Here is an 18,971-nt window from a genome sequence, read left to right on the forward strand (position 1 = left end):
AACAGGCTTTCTTTTTTTGTCTGGCGACGTAAAATGCAGATGTCGATCTGTTTTTAAGAGTTTTGCATTGTCGCGTAATATTCAAATTTATCTGCAAAAAATTGATCAGTTCTTTTTCACAGATCCTCATCAATCACGAGTAGAGCAAATTAAGCAGCGTAAACTTGCGATTTATACTCATCGTAATCAGTTACTTTCAGATCAACTCAATCAACCGGTCCAGTCTTCAGATTTTGCTGCCACTGAATATGGCAAACCCTATCTTCCAGCCCATCCAGACTTTGGCTTTAATCATACGCATAGCCAGAATTTTTATGCATTAGCAACAAGCAAACATATTCAGAATTTGGGAATTGACATTGAAGAACTTAATCGAAATGTACGTTTTGAAGCCCTAGCCCAACACGCTTTTCATCCTGAAGAGCTGAAACAGTGGCAGGCATTAGATTACGATCCTGAATACTGGTTTAAAGTCTGGACCACCAAAGAGGCGGTCCTAAAAGCCTCAGGACTTGGAATCCGGATGAACCTGAATGAGCTGAATACCCAGATTCATCCATATCAGGATGGGGGACGTTGTGAACATCCAGAAATTGGAATTTATGCCTATCAAAACTATATTTTAGCGGGTTGCATGCTCACTGTGGCCTGGCAAAGCGAGTATTCTTGTAAAGGCCTAAGATTTCCAACGATTCAGATTCATCAAGCTGTTTGAAAGTAGAGTAAGCCCAAAATATTTCTTATTGTTTGGCAATCATTAAATTACTCAGCCGGTTAACGAACTGTGGACTCATTCGAGATAAGTGAAATAAAAACTTACTCTTGAATCCGACTGGATGATGGGTCACTTGCCAAATTGAATCTTTTAGCTGTGCCAGTTTGAAAATATCCTGCGCTACATCCTCAGCTTTTAGATGCACGCCCATTTTTTTGATACTTTCGGCCTGCATATCTTTCACCATTGCAGTGCTAACAAAAAGCGGCATCACATCAAATACCCGAATGCCATATTTTTGCCATTCGATATCTAGTCCTTCAGTCAAACCACGAACCGCAAATTTGCTGGTTGCATAGGAAGCCAGATCCGCTTGGCCATAAATCGCCGATGCTGAAGACAGGTTAATGACCCGGGCAAAGGAAGCCTGCTTTAAGTAGGGTAAAGCAGCATGACAGCCATTCAGGACGCCTTTAATATTCACGTCAAGGGTGCGATGGTGATTAGTAATATTCGTTTCTTCAAAAGGACCAGAATATAAAATCCCGGCATTATTTACCAGAATATTGATTTCACCGGCCCAAGATGCGAATTCAGATAGAGCAGTCTCCCATGACGCATAATCGGTTACATCCAGAAAGCCGGCTTTGGCATGTTCACCGAGTTGCTGGGCCAATTGTTCTGCCTGTTCAAGATTAATATCATAAATTCCGACTTTATAACCTTGCTGGTAAAATAGCCTGGCTGTCGCGGCACCAATTCCTTGTGCTGCACCACTAATCAATATACTGTGCATGTGCTTGATCTCCTTATTGTCTTTTTTTTCTTGAGCATAACAAGAAACAGGCAAAATAATGCGGCTATTTGGTAAAGAAGAGGTTTTACGGTGGAACAATTACTCCAAGTCATGCGTGAGTTACGTGAAAAATGTCCATGGGATCAGCAACAGACTCCCGAATCTCTGACCAAATACGCGATTGAGGAAGCCTATGAAGTTGAAGCAGCAGTGCGCTCTGGCCAAGCTGATGAGGTGCGGGATGAACTGGGTGATTTGCTGTTACAGGTCGTATTTCAGTCACAAATGTATAGCGAGCAGGGCGCTTTTGATTTTCACGATGTAGTTCAGGCGATTACGGATAAGCTGATTCGTCGTCATCCGCATGTATTTCAGGCTGAACAGTTTGCACAGCTGAGTCCTGAAGATGTCTCGGTACTCTGGAAAGAAATCAAGCAGAAAGAAAAACAGGGTAAGCCACGTTCACGTTTGGATGAGATCAAGCATGCACCTGCACTGCAACAGGCGGATGAGATCCAGAAAAATGTCGCCAAAATCGGCTTTGACTTTCCAGATGTCGCGGGTGCCTATGGCAAGCTGGAAGAAGAACTGGCTGAACTCAAAGAAGCCGTTGCTGGACAAAATTCCGATGAAATACTCGAAGAATTTGGAGACTGCTTATTTTCACTGGTGAATGTTGGTCGTAAACTTGGTGTCTCAAGCGAGATGGCATTATTGGGCACGATCCATAAATTCCGGACTCGCTTTGCCCTGATGGAAGATCGGGCAGAACAACAGCAACTCAATCTGGAAAGCCTGTCATTGGCTGAATTGGATCAGCTCTGGGAACAGGCCAAATTAGAATTAAAACAAAGAGCCGCTCATGAACAAAGTACAACATCGCATAGGTCCAGCATGGATTAATACTGCCCTGCTAGGCATTTGGCTGGCCTATACTTCAATTGGAACAGTACATGCAACTGCAACCGATTATGCAGAATGGAAAGTACGTCAGCAGCAGCATGATGCACGCCTGAAGAAGAAAATTGCTGCTGCTACCCCCGTTTCTGAAAACAATCATTATCTGGCTAAACCTGCATTATCCGCCTCTTCAGCTGCTGATAAAATCAGTCTGAATCAGGCCAGTATTGAGCAGTTACAGCAGTTAAATGGCATCGGGCAGAAGAAAGCGGAAGCGATCATTGAATACCGGCAGAAAAACGGTAAATTTAAAACAATTGAAGATATTCAACAGGTCAAAGGCATCGGGCCGGCCTTATTTGCCAAAAACAAGGATAAACTGGCTTTGTAACCCTGCTGAATTTATTGTAAATAAGCCATCCATCTGAACCATGAGAATGACATAATCAAATTGCCCTTTAGCGGTGTAAGCGATATGATTAGCGTCATCTTAGAATTTTACGTTCAGACGTAGGAGACAGCGTCTTTTGCAAACTTTGCGCGCGTCAAAATGTGGTTTATCAACCGCTCAATTACCTTCTTATATTCTCGATGTGATTGATGCCTTAACCAAGGCAGGCTATGAAGCTTATATCGTAGGTGGTGGTGTCCGGGATCTGATGCTGGGTTTAAATCCCAAAGATTTCGATGCAGTGACCAATGCTACACCAGCTCAGGTTAAAGAAGTGTTCGGACGGCGTTGTCGGATTATCGGACGACGTTTCGAGCTGGCGCATGTCTATTCGGGCCGTGAACTGGTTGAAGTGGCAACTTTCCGTGCGCCTCCTAAAAAAGCGGTGACCTCTGCAGCAGGGATGATCCTGCGCGATAATAACTGGGGCACCATTGAGCAGGATTTTGCTCGTCGAGATTTTTCGATCAATGCCATGTATTACCAGCCACGCAAAGGTATCGTGCTGGATTTTTGCAATGCAGTAGATGATATTAAACACAAAACGCTGCGTTTACTGGGTGATCCGACTCTAAGATTTGAGGAAGATCCGGTCCGGATGCTGCGAACTTTACGTTTTGCAGCCAAACTCAATTTCAGTATTGATAAAGCCATTCTGGATATTTTCACTCCGGAAATGACCCAGCTTCTACGTGATGTGTCTCCACACCGTCTCTATGATGAATCGCAAAAGCTGTTCACTATGGGACATCTGAATCGTGTGATGCCAATGCTGATCGATTTTGGCATCTGGCGTCAGCTGTTTGCGGATATCAAACCAAACATTACCGCGTTTATTGAACTGGCAGCGAAAAATACCGATCAGCGTATTTCGATTGGCAAGACCATCAACCCGGCATTCTTCTATGCAGTATTATTATGGCAACCGTTCCTGGAGCGCTGTGATTTTTATCTGTCTAAAGGGGTAGTGCCTGCGGAAGCACGTGCGCAAGCAGGACTGGATGTACTGAAACGTCAGGCTACCCGTACTGTGATTCCACGCTTTGCGGAAACTTTCATTCGTGAAGTCTGGGAAATGCAAACCCGCTTGCTCAATCCAAAACCGCAACAGATTGAAGCATTATCAGGTCATGCACGTTTCCGTGCCGGCTTTGACTTTTTGTTGCTGCGTGAAAAATCAGGCGATGAAACTGCACAGGGTATGGGAAGCTGGTGGGAAGCCTATCAGCAAATGGGCAGCGATGAAAAAGAGCGTGCCATTGCTCAATATAATCGTCAGCGTGCCAAGAGCCGTCGTAAGGCTTCTCAGGAAGAACATCTGGAACAGCGTCTGGCTGCACAAGATGTAGCAACCGAGATTGAGCCTCTGGTGAATGAACCGGAACCACGTAGCCGTCGTGCACGTAAAGCCAAATTTGAGAATGAGCGTAGCAAACCGGTTTCTCATGTGGCGGCCAGTGCCAGCGGTGACATTGGTGCAGACCATCCAATTACCAAGCGTAAACGGGTGCAGCGTGATTTAAGCCAGGTTATTTTTGGGCCTACACAATGACAGTGACCTATATCGGTTTAGGAAGTAACCTGGGCGATTCACGCCAGATTCTGGCTGAAGCCGTGCAAAAGCTGGCAAGTTTGGGACAGATAAAAACCTCGCATCTATATCAAAGCCCACCTATGGGGCCACAAGATCAGCCGAATTATTTTAATGCTGTCGTACAGTTAATTACGGATCTGGCACCGCTGGATCTGCTGGATCGGTTGCAAGCCTTCGAACAGGAGGCTGGGCGTGTGCGTCTACGTCATTGGGGTGAACGTACCTTGGATCTGGATCTGCTTATTTATGGTGATGAACAGATTCAAAATGAACGGTTAACCGTACCGCATGTGGGCGTGCTGGAACGTGACTTTGTATTGGTGCCATTACTGGATATTGATGCCAACTTGCAGCTGAATGGAAACACATTAAAAGACCTGGACATCGTCAAGCAATCAACCTTAACGGTTTTTGACCGCACGAATTGGGCAAATATTTAATTTTTAATTATTGGCATGTTCGAGAGAACTTCAATAATAGAGGAACATCTTCATGATCAGTCTCAGTGATTTAAGACGATATAAAGCGGAAGGACGCAAATTTTCTTGCCTGACTTGCTATGATGCCAGTATGGCCAAAGCCATGGAAATTGCTGAAGTTGACAGTATTTTGATAGGCGACTCTTTGGGTATGTCGATTCAAGGTCGTGATTCAACCTTGCCTGTGACTGTAGAAGATATGGCTTACCATACCGCAGCGGTACGCCGTGGCAATCAGCATGCACTGATTATGACTGATCTGCCATTTATGAGTTATGCCACTCTGAATGATGCATTACAAAGCTCAAAAACGGTGATGCAGGCCGGTGCACAAATGGTCAAGATGGAAGGTGGTGCCTGGTTGGCGGAAACCGTTCAGGTTCTAACCCGTAACGGGATCCCAGTCTGTGTTCACTTGGGTCTCACACCGCAGTCGGTGCATGTCTTTGGTGGCTATAAGCTACAGGCCCGTACCCGTGAAGCGGCCGATCAACTGATTGCTGACTGTAAGGCAGTGGTTGAAGCCGGTGCAGCAGTGCTGTTGCTGGAATGCGTGCCTGCACAATTGGGTCGGGAAATTACTGAACTTTTCCCACATATTCCAGTGATTGGTATTGGAGCAGGGGCAGCCACTGATGGCCAGGTATTGGTCGTTCAAGACATGCTTGGTCTAACCTTTGGCCATACCGCGAAATTTGTACGTAACTTTATGAAAGAACAGTCTGGTGCGACTGCAATTCTGGATGCATTTAAAGCCTATCATGCGGCTGTTTTAGATGGTTCATTCCCAGCACCTGAACAAACATTCCAAGTCGAGTTGTAACATGAAAACAGAAACAACCATCCAAGGATTATCTGCTTCGCTCAATCCTGCACGTTCTGCGCGTAAAATTATTGGTTTTGTCCCGACCATGGGCAACCTGCATCAGGGGCATCTGAATCTGGTGCGTGAGGCGCGTAAACTGTGTGATGTCGTTGTTGTGAGTATTTTCGTTAATCCGATCCAGTTCGGACCTAATGAGGATTTTGATAATTATCCACGTACTTTAGAGCAGGATCAGCAGTTACTGGCAGATGTAGGTTGTGACATTGTCTTTGCCCCAACGGTAGAGCAGATGTATGGTAACAAGCCACGTCTGACCAATATCAGTGTGTCTGGTATTACTAATGATCTATGTGGCTTACAGCGTCCAGGTCATTTTGATGGTGTAGCGGTCGTGGTGACCAAATTATTTAATATTGTTCAGCCCAACTATGCCTTCTTCGGTCAGAAAGACTATCAGCAACTGGCTGTGATTCGTCAGTTTGTTCAAGACTTGAATATTCCGCTGGAAGTGATTGGTGTGCCGATTGCTCGTGCTGAAGATGGTCTGGCACTTAGTTCGCGTAATGGCTATCTAAGCGAGCAGGAACGTGCAACAGCACCAGTCATTTTCCAGAGTCTGAAAACTGCTGAGCAGCAGTTACATGCAGGTAAAACTTTGGAGGAAGCACTGGCAGGTATCCGTCAAACTTTGACAGATGCAGGTCTGGTAGTGGACTATGTAGAAGCCCGTACACCGGAATTGCAGAAAATTGATGAATTTAATCAGGATGTCGTGATTCTGATCGCGGCGAAATTAGGAAAAACTCGTCTGATTGATAATCTGCAGATCAAATACGCAGCTGGATAGGTAAAAGGATCGTAAGGCATGAAGCGCATTTTAATTGTGACAGGACAATCTGGCTCAGGTAAATCTTCTGCATTGCAGGTACTTGAAGACTTGGGTTATTACTGTATTGATAATCTGCCTTTGGCCTTACTTCCTGAAATTGTGGCGAAGCTGGACTGTGAAAATAATCTGGAACAGTTGGCGCTTGGGGTGGATGTACGTAGTACCCGTGCAGATTTGCAGGAATTCGACCATGTGTTTGAACAGCTGCAACAGCATGGTACGGTGGATGTCATCTATCTGACCACGCAGGATCAGGAGCTGATTGCCCGTTTTAGTGCGTCACGCCGTCCGCATCCTTTGGCTGCCCGTTTCAAGAGCCTGCATCAGTGTATTCAGGAAGAAAAAGTCCTGCTGATGCCAATCCAGCTCCGCTCTACAGTGCATATCGATACCACCGATAAAAGCGTGCATGATCTAAAACATACCTTGCTGTACAAGCTGGGGCAGACCGATAACCTGATTGTGATTCTGCAATCTTTTGGCTATAAGCATGGCATTCCTTTAGATGCTGACTATGTTTTTGATGTCCGTCATTTGCCGAATCCGCATTGGGAACTGGAACTGCGTAAATATTCAGGCCTGGATCAGCCGGTACAGGAATTCCTGGAAAAAAGTGATCAGGTCGAAGACATGTTCCAGGATATTTATCATTTTTTAGACAAATGGCTGCCGACCTTTGCTGAGGGTCATCGTCATTATATGACCATCTCGATTGGTTGTACTGGCGGCCAGCATCGTTCTGTTTATATTGTGGATAGACTAAAAAAAGCGCTTGAGGCAAAATGGTCTATTCAAGTCCTCCACCGAGAAATGAAGCACTGGTCATGATTGATACGACTGTTGACGTAATTAATAAACTAGGTTTACATGCGCGTGCATCAGGTAAACTCATTGAAGTTACCACCAAATTTCGTTCCAGTATCCAGATTGGCAAGTCGGACAAATTGGTTGATGCCAAAAATATTATGTCCTTGCTGATGCTTGGTGCGGGCAAAGGAACAACTTTACGCTTAGTGATTGAAGGTGCAGATGAGGAAAAGGCCTTATCTGAAATTCAGGCACTGTTTGCGGCAAAATTTTATGAGGCAGATTAATCGTGGCACGTCGACCGAGCAGTTTAACTGAAGAAGACTTTGAATCTTTAGAGGGACGCGCAAGTAAAACCGAACAGAAAAAAGCAGTTCAGCGTATGGCTGCTTTAGGCGCACAGTTGGCAGAACTGAGTGCGAAACAAATTAAAAATTTACCCGTTGAAGAACGTCTGATTGAAGCTTTGCTGGATGTCCAGCAAATCAGTTCACATGAAGCACGCCGTCGTCAATTTTCACGTATTGGTAAATTACTTCGTAATGAAAATGAAACCGTGATTCTGTCTTATCTGACTCCGAAACAGGGTTTGAAAAAGACAGCACAATTGCAGCGTTGGGTTGACCGTATTGTGAAAGATGGTGATCCTGCAATTAATGAATTTACCAAAACCTATAATGCGACAGAGCGTCATACCTTACGTCAGCATTATTTACGTGTGCATCGTGATCTAAAAAATCAGGCACCGGAAGAAGAAGTGGCAGCCTCAAAGCAAAAGCTGTTTAACTATGTGCAGCAAGTTGCCCTGATTTCAGATAACTGATTATAATGAATAAAAAAGCGACATTTTGTCGCTTTTTTTATTCACTCTAATTAATTTTTATTTTCCATGAAAATTCAAGAATGTTCCTATAAGTCATTGTTAACTGTAAAAAAATGTAAACTTTTAATATTTTTGATTACGTAAAAAATTGGTTTTAGTGCATAAATAAACTATTTAAATCACTCAATATTTTATGATTATTAAGAATATTTAAAAAATAGAAATAAATTTAGGGCAAATTAATATTATTGGCGATCTATTTTTTCAGAAGGTGACAATAAGTATTTTCTATATATTTGAAAATTCAAAAGCTTTTATTTACCTAAAGATCAGAAGAAAAATGAGCTGTTTTTATCTTCCTCAGATTTCAGAACTCAGATGATATTGAAACAATTTGAAATGAATTCAGGAATTTCAAATAATTATATGTAATTTTTTATAAGAGGAATATTTTCTCAAGTAATTCTTAATATTTAAATATCAAGGTATTGAAGCTATCAATGTATCTTTAGAGAAATAAGTTAACAAATCCTTTGGTCGATAAATGAGATTTTAACGTTGAGTAAATATAGAATCTTTGTTATTGATTGTATTAATTTAGTCGGTTGTAATTTTTATTCTATATTCCATAACATCCAGAGAGGCAGACATGGAACTAAAACTGCTAGAGATCGGTCAGAATACGGAGCAGTTAAGCTCGTGCCGTATATCTCTCATTTTAGGTGTCTATACCTCTGACAATTTATTAGACACCTTCTGTAAGGTCGCCCGTAAAGTACTCGGCGTTAAGACCTGTATCATCGGATTCCATATGGAACCCTATATCTGGTACAGCTGTCCGCTCGGTTTTCGCGGTTTGCACGTACCACAGAATGTGGACATCCCTAAATATCTACAAGAAATGGATGTGATCGATCAAAATCATCCTGCATATGTAGAACTATCAGATCATGTGAACAGCCTTGGCGTAGTCCATCAGCGGCTCGTAGCATTCAATTTGAAATCAGCCCAAGGACAGTCTTTGGGGCAGGTGGTTTTCTTTGACGATCAGACTGAAGTATTTGATCAGGAAGCTATTATTATCGTCCAGCAATTTGCTGAATCTTTAGTAAAACGAGTTAAACTGAATGAGGAACATACACAGCTGAAAGAGTTATACGAACAGCAATGTGCACAAAACTTCAGTAAAACCAAATTCTTCCAAATTATTGCTCATGACCTGCGTGCACCTTTCCATGGCTTGTTAGGCTTCTCGGAAGTGCTGGCACAGGAACGTGACACTCTGGATGAATCCAGTATCCAGAGTATTTCTGATTATTTATATGATACGGCTCAATCGACGTATAACTTGTTAGAAAGCCTGTTGACTTGGGCGATGGCCGAGGGTGGACGTTTCGTTTATCATCCGATTAACTATGAATTAAAACAGTCTACTAAAATTGTCTGTGATGTACTGAAAAGTCTGGCGTTGAAAAAGAATATTGAGCTGATTGACCAGGTTCCTGAAGATATCAAGGTGCATGCTGATATCAACATGATTACTTCGGTCTTGCAGAACCTGGTATCGAATGCGCTGAAATTTACTCCAGTTGATCAGGGTGGCCAGGTGATTCTGGCTGCTGAAATGGAAGGTGAGCAAGTCAAGATTACTGTTCAGGATACTGGTCTCGGTATGACTGAAGAGCAAATGGAAAATCTGTTTAGACCTAATCTCACAGTGAGCTTAAAAGGCACAGACAATGAGAAAGGCGCAGGTCTGGGTCTAGTACTGTGTAAGCGTTTTGTAGACCTGAACCATGGACAGATTGTCGTAGATTCTAAAGAAGGCGCTGGAACCACCTTTACTGTGCATTTACCTAAAGTGACCAATGATCATCAGGCATTGGTACTTGAAGACCTGCATACTGAAAAGTCCTGAAAATCATAAATTTCTATTAAAACCGTTCCCACTCGGCGTGAACTCCTGCTATAACTAAATAAAAGTTTTGAGGGAATCACCGAGTGATGGATGCGGTACAATTGCAGAAAACCTTAAGAGCCAGTCAGTATGCAGAACAGGTATTGGCCAATCATCAAGATCTATTGAATCAGGATTATGCAATTGATCAGTTTCAGGGATCACTCGGCACTGAACAGATTCAAGACTTAATCTATTCCAATCTATTAAATATCAGCGATGAAACCATGTGGATGCGTAGTTTACGTATTCTGCGTGCTCGCCTGATGTTCCGCTGGATCTGGCAGGATGCCAATCAACTCACCGATGTCATCACACTGACCCGCGAGCTGTCTGATTTCGCTGATGCCTGTATCTGTGCTGCCAAAGAGTTTGCCCGTATTCCTCTAGTCGCCAAATATGGCCAGCCAATTGGCTATAACGGTAAAGTTCAGGATCTCATTATTATTGCAATGGGCAAGCTGGGCGCTCAGGAACTCAACCTTTCCAGTGATATTGACCTGATTTTTGCCTTTGATGAACAGGGTGAAACGGATGGACGTAAATGCATTGACGTTCAGCAATTCTGTATTCTGTGGGGACAGAAGCTGATCTATCTACTGGATCATATCACTGCTGAAGGTTTTGTATTCCGTGTTGATATGCGTCTGCGGCCATGGGGTGATGGTTCTGCTTTAGCTATCAGTCATGCCGCACTAGAAAAATATCTTAGCCAGCATGGTCGCGAATGGGAACGTTATGCCTGGATTAAAGCTCGCATCGTTAATCCGAGCCCAGAAGGTGATGAACTGCTGGACATGACCCGTCCTTTCGTCTTCCGTAAATATGTCGATTACAGCGCTTTCGAAGCGATGCGTGAAATGAAAGCAATGATTGAGCGTGAAGTACAGCGCCGCAATATTGAAGACGATATCAAGCTTGGGGCTGGCGGGATTCGTGAAGTTGAATTCATTGTGCAGGTTTTTCAGCTGATTTATGGGGGAGCCAAGCTGGAATTGCAGGATCGGCAATGTCTGGTCAGCCTGAATCATCTGGATGAGGCTGAACTGCTGGATGAACAGGCGGTGACTGACCTCGAAGATGCCTACTTATTCCTGCGCCGGGTAGAGCATGCTATTCAAGCGCTGCATGATCAACAGACCCAGTGTTTGCCGACTGAGCCAGATTTACGTCAACGTATTGTGGATACTTTAGGCTTTGCAGACTGGTCCGCCTTTATGGAAGTGCTGGATCAAAAACGCGCTAAAGTGATTTACCAGTTTGAGCACTTGATCAAGGAAAATGGACCAGAGCCTCAAGGCAAAAGTTTTTCTCAACTCGAACAACAGCTGAATGAAGTTTTAGATGATCATGCGAAAAATCTGGTACATGAATTCTGGCATGGACATGCCTTAAAAAAACTGCCAGCCAAAGCCATTCAACGTTTAAAAACATTTTGGCCTTATCTGATAGAGGCGATTCTGGAATCAGATAAACCGCAAGTTGCACTGGTCCGCCTGATGCCATTGGTTGAATCGGTCATGCGTCGTACGGTATATCTGGTGATGCTGATTGAAAGTAAAGGCGCTTTACAGCGTTTGGTCAAGATGGCGACTGTCAGCCCCTGGATCTGTGAGGAGCTTACCCATTATCCGGTATTGCTGGATGAGTTCCTGTCGATGGATTTTGAATTGCCTAAACGTCAGGATCTGGAAGATAGCCTGCGTCAGCAATTGCTCAGAATCGAAATTGATCAGGTCGAAGACCAGATGCGGGTGCTACGCCTGTTTAAAAAATCCAATGTACTTGCGGTAGCTGCCAGTGATGTGCTGGCGGAAAGCCCTTTAATGAAAGTCTCGGATGCCTTAACAGATATTGCAGAAGTCTCAGTGAATGCTGCGTTGCATCTGGCCTATCAGATTGTGGCCAAACGACATGGTTTTCCGCTGGATGCAGAAGGGCAGCGCTGCTCGATAGAACATATGGCTTTTGCCGTGATTGGCTATGGCAAAGTCGGTGGCATTGAGTTGGGTTATGGTTCGGATCTGGATCTGGTCTTCATTCATTATATGGGCGAGCAGGCTGATACGGACGGTCTCAAGCCGATTAGCGGTTTTGAGTTCGCTATGCGCGTAGCACAGAAGTTTATGTCGCTCATGACCACACAAACACTGGATGGGCGTGTCTATGAAATCGATACCCGCCTACGTCCTTCTGGAGAAGCAGGGCTGCTGGTTACTAGTCTGAAAGCATTTGAGCAATATCAGTTGAAAAATGCATGGTTGTGGGAACATCAGGCCTTGGTACGCGCACGTTCCATTGCCGGAGAAGATAGCCTGAGAGAGACATTTGAAGCACTACGCTGTAAAATTCTTACCCAGAAACGGGATATCTGTCATGTACGTAGTGAAGTTCTGAAAATGCGTCAGAAAATGAAAGATCATCTGGGTTCTTCCAAAGAGCAAAAAAAAGATGGGATTTTTCATTTAAAACAAGATGCAGGTGGTATCGTTGATATCGAATTTATGGCACAGTATGCGGTGTTAGCTTGGAGTGGGACGAATAAAGATCTCGCCCATTACTCCGACAATGTAAGAATCCTTGAGGATGCCGCAAAATCAGGTTGCTTATCCAGCGACGATGCGACTGCTCTGATTCAAGCTTATCTCCGTGAACGCGCCGAGAGCCACCGCTTAGCCCTTGCAAATCAATCCATGCAAGTGTCTGCAAGCGACTGGCACGATACCCGAAAGACCGTTTGCAAGTTATGGCAAAGACTGATTGATCCAAGTGCAGTATTTGCACTGGATAGTGAATAATTGTGAAAAATTGGAGTTTGTGGCATGAATTTGGCTGATCGTGATGGTTTCATTTGGCAAGATGGACAACTAGTAGACTGGCGTGAGGCGAAAACTCACGTATTAACACATACTTTGCATTACAGCATGGGGGTGTTTGAAGGTGTCCGTGCTTATGAAACCCCGAATGGAACGGCTATTTTCCGTCTGAAAGAACACACCAAACGTTTGCTTAATTCTGCAAAAATTTATCAAATGAAAGTTCCATTTGATCACGCAGCTTTAGAACAAGCTCAAATTGATGTGGTTCGTGAAAATAAATTGGCATCTTGCTATTTACGTCCAATTATTTTTATTGGCTCTGAAAAACTGGGTATTGCCGCAACTGACAATACCATTCATGCTGTGGTTGCAGCGTGGAGCTGGGGTGCTTACCTTGGTGATGATGCGATGGCAAAAGGTATTCGCGTAAAAACTTCATCATTCACACACCATCATCCAAACGTGACGATGTGTAAAGCAAAAGCATCTGGTAACTACACATTGTCGATTCTTGCTCACCAAGAAGTGGCACATTCTGGTTATGACGAAGCAATGCTGCTTGATCCACAAGGCTATGTATGCCAAGGTTCAGGCGAGAACGTATTCCTGGTACGTGATGGCGTAATTCACACTCCAGATATCGCTGGTGGTGCATTAGACGGTATCACTCGTCAATCGATTATTACCATTGCTAAAGATCTTGGCTATGAAGTGGTAGAACGCCGTATTACTCGTGACGAATTCTATATCGCAGATGAAGCTTTCTTCACTGGTACTGCTGCTGAAGTCACACCAATCCGTGAATATGATGACCGTCAAATTGGTGAAGGGGTACGTGGTCCAATCACAACTCAAATCCAGAAAGCATACTTTGATGCAGTTCAGGGTAAAGACCCTAAATATGCACACTGGTTAACTTATGTAAAATAAGTTAAATCCATGAAAAAGGGACTCGTTTGAGTCCTTTTTTATTTTTAGTGAACTTTCCTCAGAATATTAAAACTATTAGGTTGTTAGGTAGAGAAGTCAATAAATTGCAGAAAAAAAATGACGATTCTTATATTATGGAAAGTTATATATTCACTATAAAAATAAACGAATAAGCGTAGCGAACAACTAAAATTAGTGTTGCTCTATATTTATCATTCAAATATGAACTTTATTTCGGTTTAAACTGCTGGAAAAATATTCAATTCTTGTGATGAAAAAATGAAGATTATATTTCTTTATGAGATTTGCGGTAAACTGTGCAGAAATGAAAAGCAATAGGCTCAGTCAGTACCAGTAATGGTATGATACTGATATTGCATAGGTGGATGATGGGTGCATGAACGCAAAGCAAAATGACCTTAAGACTCAGAGTGAACAGTCACCTGAACAAAATATTGTGATCTGTATGAAATGGGGCACAAAATATGGGTCTGAATATGTCAATCGTCTTTACAATATGGTGAAGCGACACACAACCGTTGATTTTCAAATGGTGTGTTTAACTGACCGTACTGAAGGGATTGATCCAAATGTGCAATGCTTTCCTATTCCACCGTTGGCTTTGCCAGAAGGTGCACCAGAACGTGGCTGGAATAAGCTCTCTACCTTTGAACCTGATCTCTATGGTTTGAAAGGCAATGCTTTATTTTTAGATCTGGATGTTGTCATTGTCGATAATATTGATGAATTCTTTACGCATCCGGGTGAGTTTCTGATTATCCATGACTGGAAACGACCATGGCGTATTACGGGTAATAGTTCAGTTTATCGCTTTAAGCTCGGAGCTTTTCCTGGTCTTTTGCCATATTTCCGCGAACACTTTGATGAAATCCGTCAAAAATTCCGTAATGAGCAGGCTTATCTTTCTTGGTATGTAGACCAGGAGAAGAAACTTGGTTATTGGCCGGATAGCTGGTGCAAGAGTTATAAATATCATTGTCTGCAAAAAATTCCAATGGCTTATTTCAAGCCACCAGTAAAGCCTGAGGGCGTAAAAATTATTATTTTCCATGGGGAGATTAACCCACCTGATGCCATTAATGGTGGTGGTGGTAAATGGTATCGCTATGTGTTGCCATCCCAATGGATCAAGGATGCTTGGCAGTAAGTCCTAAGACTTACATAATCTGATTATTGATTAGAAAAATTATGGAAAAAATAGATTTTGTTATTACTTGGGTTGATGGTAAGGATGAAAAACATCGACTTAAAAGACAACAGTTCCAACCTGCCAATATTGCCAAAGGTGCTGCAGAGGAAACTCGATTTGCCAGTAATAATGAAATCTACTTTTCAATTGCTTCAATTCTTAAGTATGTTCCCTATTGTGGAACAATTTATATTATTACTGATGAACAACAACCGGCAAATATTTATGATTTCGTCGAACAGGGATTATGTAATCCAGGTCAGATAAAAATAATTGATCATCGAACGATATTTACTGGGTATGAGCAATATTTGCCTACATTTAACTCTTTAAGTATTGAAACTATGCTTTGGAATATTCCAGGCTTATCTCGCTATTTTATTTATTTAAATGATGATTTCTTCTTCAATTCACCTTCTAAATTTGAGGATTTTTTAGCGAATGACCAAATTAAAATTTATGGGCATTGGGAACGGAGTTCATTAATTAAAGCAAAATTTAATCTGCGCAAAGGCCTCAATAAATATTTTGGTAAGTCTTTACAGCCTAAATATACAATTGCCCAAATGCTTAGTGCTGACCTTTGTGGATTAAATCAATATTATGAAATTCATCACCGTCCCCACATAATGGATCGTGAATTTTTGAAAGAGTATTTCACAAAGTATCCTAAAATATTACATCAACAGATTAAATACCGTTTTAGAAGCGCTTTACAGTTTTTACCGGTTGGATTAAATAATCATTTAAAAATTCAAGCTAGTAAAGCGATATTATGTGATGATATAAATATTGCTTATCTTAAAAATGAAACCTCATTATCTTCATTTCTATCTGACTTGAATGACACAACTATTAAATTTGGCTGTGTACAAAGTTTAGATCAATTAGATCCTGAACAATCGTTAAAGATAACCTCTGCTTTAATAACCAAATTTAAAGATTATTTGCCTTTATCTATTTATCATTATTAAGAGCTAGCCATGAAAGTTATAACTTATTTAATTAATTTAGACGGAAGTGATCAACGGCTGGCTGATGCAACTCTACAACTTAATAGTGTCGGTTGGGAATTCGAACGTTTTGCTGCATATGATGGACGAGGTAAAGCTCTCTCTGAATTCACACATTATAATGATGATGAAGCGAACCAGATATTAGGTCGTAGTCTAATGAGTTCGGAGCTAGGTTGTTATTTAAGTCATTATGGTTGTGCAGAAAAGTTTCTTGCTACTGATGCGGATTATCTTATCGTACTTGAAGATGATATGAAGATTGAACCAGATTTTAAAATAAAACTTGATTGCCTGATTGAGTATCTAGACCAGCATAAAAACTTAGATTGGTATTTAGTGAATATTGCAGCTAAAAAGAAAAAGCTGGCAAAAAATATTACTCAAATTGAGAATATGAGTATATGGCATGCTTATTATTTTCCAATTCGTGGCTTGGGATTGATTTGGTCTCGTCAGGGAGCACAGGCTTTCGTTAACGCTGGAAAAACTATAAATATGCCAGTAGATATTTTCTTTCAAACTTGGTTAAGTAAAAATGGTAAAGGATTAGGAGTTTGGCCACCATTAGTGAAGCCAGCGGGGGTAGATAGTGATATTTTGGGGACAGTTGCAGCTCAAGGGGTGTCACGTAAAGAGAAAGAAAATCGTGATCTATCGTATGGTTTAAAAAAACAGAAACGTATGTGGCGTGATCGTTATTATGCGGTTAAGCATTTATTAAAATCAAAAAAAGTTATGTGATATGAAAAATTTTGTTATTAGCCTAAAAACTGCTACTAAACGTCGAGAACACATTTGTAAGGAATTTGGCGAAAAAAATATTGATTTTGAATTTTTTGATGCTATTACTCCTGATCAGAATCAATATTATGCTGAAAAATTTGGATTAAATTTGAATTTTTTTGATTTGAAACCTACAGAAATTTCTTGCTTTTTAAGTCATATTTATTTGTGGTTTTATGCGGAAGAAAATAATTTAGAATATATAGCTATTTTTGAAGATGATATTTATTTAGGTGAAAATGCTAATTTATTTTTAAATAACTTCAATTGGATACCTAAAAATACTGATATTTTAAAATTAGAAGCTTTTGATGATTATATAGAAGTAAATAAAAGTACTCTTTTAAAGACTGTAGATGGGAGGGAAATCTATCACTTAGTCTCTAAGCATATTGGAGGTGCTGGATATATTATGTCTCATAGAATAGTTAATAAAATTTTGGTTAGATTGAGACATGAACAAAAAATTAAACCTTTAGATCATTACCTTTTTGAAGATTTAATTCTTGATAAGGATATTAATATTGTTCAGATTTTACCTGCATTATGTATTCAAGATTTTATCAAAAATAATGCCTATGAAAATTTTTCTAGTTCTTTAGAGGAAGAAAGACGTAAGCGATTTAATAGTCTAAAAATTAAGTTATCGATTCCTCAAAAAATTAAAAGAGAAATTTTGAGATTATTTTCCCAATTTAAAGGTATCTTCAGAAAAATTATGTACCGGAAGAAAGTTATATTTAGATAGTAAAACTCTATATTATTCAATAAAGATTTTTACGATTTTCTAATTTCCTAAATCTTTTATAACCCCACAAATACTGCTCTGGAGCAATGTTAATCATTCGCTCCATTTCCTTGTTTAAGGTGTCTATAGAAAGCTGTAAGTCTTTAGAGCGAATATCTGTTGATAACTCAGTTACATGAATATCAAAGCCATCCAGATCTTCATGACGTAAACAACTTAAGCCAATCACAGAGCATTGGGTTTTTGCAGCTAACTTAGACAGTAGGGTAGAAGATAGAGCATTCTGTCCATAAAAAGGTGAGTAAATACCACCACTTTCTTTGGGTACATGGTCAGGAAGAATGGCAGCGAATCCACCCTGTTTTAAATGCTTGAATAAAGCCCGTACTCCCGTTTCATCAGTTGGAACAAGGGTAGCATTTAAACGCTGCCGTGCTTCGAGCATAAACCGATCGACATCAGGATTTTTACTTGGCTTATACATGATGACAGGGCTAGTGTGTTGATTCACCCAGGCATTAAGTAGCTCCCAAGTGCCAAAATGAGGAACGACTGCCAAAGTTCCATTCGGATTTTTTAGTGCATCAGTAAAAATTTCTGGATGATGAATATTCCGGATTTGTTTTAATGCGAACTCAGGTTCAGAACCCCAAATTTTGACTGACTCGGCATAGGTCATGCATTGGCTTTGAACACTTCGTTTTGCCAGTCGTGTACGTTCTGATGCTGACAGTTCAGGATAGGCAATTCCTAAATTAATTTCTGTAGTACGGCGAATCGATGAATTCGTGATATAGAGAAGTGATCCAACACTTTTCGCCAAATTTTGAATGAATCTTAACGGGAGTTTGGAGAGGTTCTTGAGTAATGCGTACATGGTGGGCAGCTTGCCTGATTAAGATTCTTGATCAGGATTGCCTTTAAGCACCATATAAATCAAACCTACAAAAATGACAAGTGCACCTAAAATACTGCTCAGGCAGAAGTACACAATACGGTCATTGGTGTCCAAGTTAAACAGGTTGTTTGCAAGGATATAGCGCATGAACAGCCATTGTACGACTGAAAACACAATCAGCATGATGCCACGGTTACGAACAGCAGGACGCATCGCCATTGCCAAATTACCTAAAAATAGAAACTGAAGCTATTATGCCACTGTCGTGCAGGCTTCTCAATGCAATAAAAAAGCCCTGTTAGAACAGGGCTTTTTTACTCAAATCATCAA

20 protein-coding genes are annotated in these 18,971 nt (G+C 41.4%); 17 read left to right on the plus strand and 3 right to left on the minus strand.

Translation table 11 applies throughout. The features are described 5' to 3' along the window. Window positions 1-67 precede the first annotated feature (67 nt). The gene (locus FTU72_RS03720) at window positions 68-715 is read left to right on the plus strand and encodes a 4'-phosphopantetheinyl transferase superfamily protein (protein ID WP_180052463.1); all 648 of its coding nucleotides are present in this window, start codon (window positions 68-70) and stop codon (window positions 713-715) included. A 25-nt stretch (window positions 716-740) separates the two neighbouring features. On the opposite strand, the gene FTU72_RS03725 is transcribed toward FTU72_RS03720, so the two are convergent. Then, window positions 741-1,511: an SDR family oxidoreductase gene (locus FTU72_RS03725; RefSeq protein WP_180052464.1), complete on the minus strand. Its 771-nt coding sequence runs from the start codon at window positions 1,509-1,511 to the stop codon at window positions 741-743. 90 nt (window positions 1,512-1,601) lie between these two features. Between FTU72_RS03725 and mazG the strand changes: the two genes are divergently transcribed. The 16 genes from mazG to FTU72_RS03805 all read left to right on the plus strand — a co-directional run bounded on the left by mazG (window position 1,602) and on the right by FTU72_RS03805 (window position 17,743). Continuing rightward, the gene (mazG, locus tag FTU72_RS03730) at window positions 1,602-2,414 is read left to right on the plus strand and encodes a nucleoside triphosphate pyrophosphohydrolase (protein WP_179992369.1); all 813 of its coding nucleotides are present in this window, start codon (window positions 1,602-1,604) and stop codon (window positions 2,412-2,414) included. Beyond that, window positions 2,374-2,802, plus strand: a complete 429-nt coding sequence (locus FTU72_RS03735) for a ComEA family DNA-binding protein (protein ID WP_180052465.1) — start codon at window positions 2,374-2,376, stop codon at window positions 2,800-2,802. Before mazG ends, FTU72_RS03735 begins: the two co-directional genes overlap by 41 nt. Before the next feature lie 136 nt (window positions 2,803-2,938). Beyond that, a complete protein-coding gene (gene pcnB, locus FTU72_RS03740) occupies window positions 2,939-4,414 on the plus strand; it encodes a polynucleotide adenylyltransferase PcnB (protein ID WP_180033785.1) in 1,476 nt (491 codons plus the stop codon). Further along, window positions 4,411-4,896, plus strand: coding sequence for a 2-amino-4-hydroxy-6-hydroxymethyldihydropteridine diphosphokinase (gene folK / locus FTU72_RS03745; RefSeq protein WP_159124103.1), 486 nt, complete (start codon window positions 4,411-4,413; stop codon window positions 4,894-4,896). The genes pcnB and folK overlap by 4 nt, the downstream gene beginning before the upstream one ends. Window positions 4,897-4,948: 52 nt before the next feature. Then, a complete protein-coding gene (panB, locus tag FTU72_RS03750) occupies window positions 4,949-5,758 on the plus strand; it encodes a 3-methyl-2-oxobutanoate hydroxymethyltransferase (RefSeq protein WP_180052466.1) in 810 nt (269 codons plus the stop codon). Between the two features lies 1 nt (window position 5,759). Continuing rightward, on the plus strand, window positions 5,760-6,608 hold the full coding sequence (gene panC, locus FTU72_RS03755) for a pantoate--beta-alanine ligase (protein ID WP_005232104.1): 849 nt from the start codon (window positions 5,760-5,762) through the stop codon (window positions 6,606-6,608). Between the two features lie 18 nt (window positions 6,609-6,626). Continuing rightward, the gene (gene rapZ, locus FTU72_RS03760; protein ID WP_004782131.1) at window positions 6,627-7,478 is read left to right on the plus strand and encodes an RNase adapter RapZ; all 852 of its coding nucleotides are present in this window, start codon (window positions 6,627-6,629) and stop codon (window positions 7,476-7,478) included. Beyond that, entirely contained in the window at window positions 7,475-7,744 is a 270-nt protein-coding gene (locus FTU72_RS03765; protein WP_034169914.1) for an HPr family phosphocarrier protein, read from the plus strand. The genes rapZ and FTU72_RS03765 overlap by 4 nt, the downstream gene beginning before the upstream one ends. 2 nt (window positions 7,745-7,746) lie before the next feature. Continuing rightward, complete coding sequence (gene yjgA, locus FTU72_RS03770; RefSeq protein ID WP_005232100.1) at window positions 7,747-8,280, plus strand: ribosome biogenesis factor YjgA; 534 nt, start codon at window positions 7,747-7,749, stop codon at window positions 8,278-8,280. A 649-nt stretch (window positions 8,281-8,929) separates the two neighbouring features. Further along, window positions 8,930-10,198, plus strand: a complete 1,269-nt coding sequence (locus FTU72_RS03775; protein ID WP_159124100.1) for a sensor histidine kinase KdpD — start codon at window positions 8,930-8,932, stop codon at window positions 10,196-10,198. Window positions 10,199-10,284: 86 nt separating this feature from the next. After that, window positions 10,285-13,035 (plus strand): bifunctional [glutamate--ammonia ligase]-adenylyl-L-tyrosine phosphorylase/[glutamate--ammonia-ligase] adenylyltransferase, encoded by a 2,751-nt coding sequence (glnE, locus tag FTU72_RS03780; RefSeq protein ID WP_180052467.1) that lies wholly within the window; start codon window positions 10,285-10,287, stop codon window positions 13,033-13,035. Between the two features lie 24 nt (window positions 13,036-13,059). Then, window positions 13,060-13,986, plus strand: coding sequence for a branched-chain amino acid transaminase (locus tag FTU72_RS03785; RefSeq protein ID WP_005232095.1), 927 nt, complete (start codon window positions 13,060-13,062; stop codon window positions 13,984-13,986). 397 nt (window positions 13,987-14,383) lie between these two features. Further along, entirely contained in the window at window positions 14,384-15,154 is a 771-nt protein-coding gene (locus tag FTU72_RS03790) for a glycosyltransferase (RefSeq protein ID WP_180048131.1), read from the plus strand. Between the two features lie 41 nt (window positions 15,155-15,195). After that, a complete protein-coding gene (locus FTU72_RS03795) occupies window positions 15,196-16,170 on the plus strand; it encodes a Stealth CR1 domain-containing protein (RefSeq protein ID WP_180052468.1) in 975 nt (324 codons plus the stop codon). A 9-nt stretch (window positions 16,171-16,179) separates the two neighbouring features. After that, entirely contained in the window at window positions 16,180-16,953 is a 774-nt protein-coding gene (locus FTU72_RS03800; RefSeq protein WP_180052469.1) for a glycosyltransferase family 25 protein, read from the plus strand. Between the two features lies 1 nt (window position 16,954). Then, complete coding sequence (locus FTU72_RS03805) at window positions 16,955-17,743, plus strand: glycosyltransferase family 25 protein (RefSeq protein WP_180002346.1); 789 nt, start codon at window positions 16,955-16,957, stop codon at window positions 17,741-17,743. Window positions 17,744-17,759: 16 nt separating this feature from the next. Here the strand turns inward: FTU72_RS03805 and FTU72_RS03810 are convergent, their stop codons facing one another. Both FTU72_RS03810 and FTU72_RS03815 read right to left on the minus strand, forming a co-directional pair. Next, window positions 17,760-18,620, minus strand: coding sequence for a lysophospholipid acyltransferase family protein (locus FTU72_RS03810; RefSeq protein ID WP_180052470.1), 861 nt, complete (start codon window positions 18,618-18,620; stop codon window positions 17,760-17,762). Window positions 18,621-18,638: 18 nt separating this feature from the next. Further along, entirely contained in the window at window positions 18,639-18,860 is a 222-nt protein-coding gene (locus tag FTU72_RS03815) for a hypothetical protein (RefSeq protein WP_005232078.1), read from the minus strand. Window positions 18,861-18,971 lie beyond the last annotated feature (111 nt).

Source organism: Acinetobacter sp. YH12137 (assembly GCF_013418535.1).
Taxonomy (GTDB): Bacteria; Pseudomonadota; Gammaproteobacteria; order Pseudomonadales; family Moraxellaceae; genus Acinetobacter.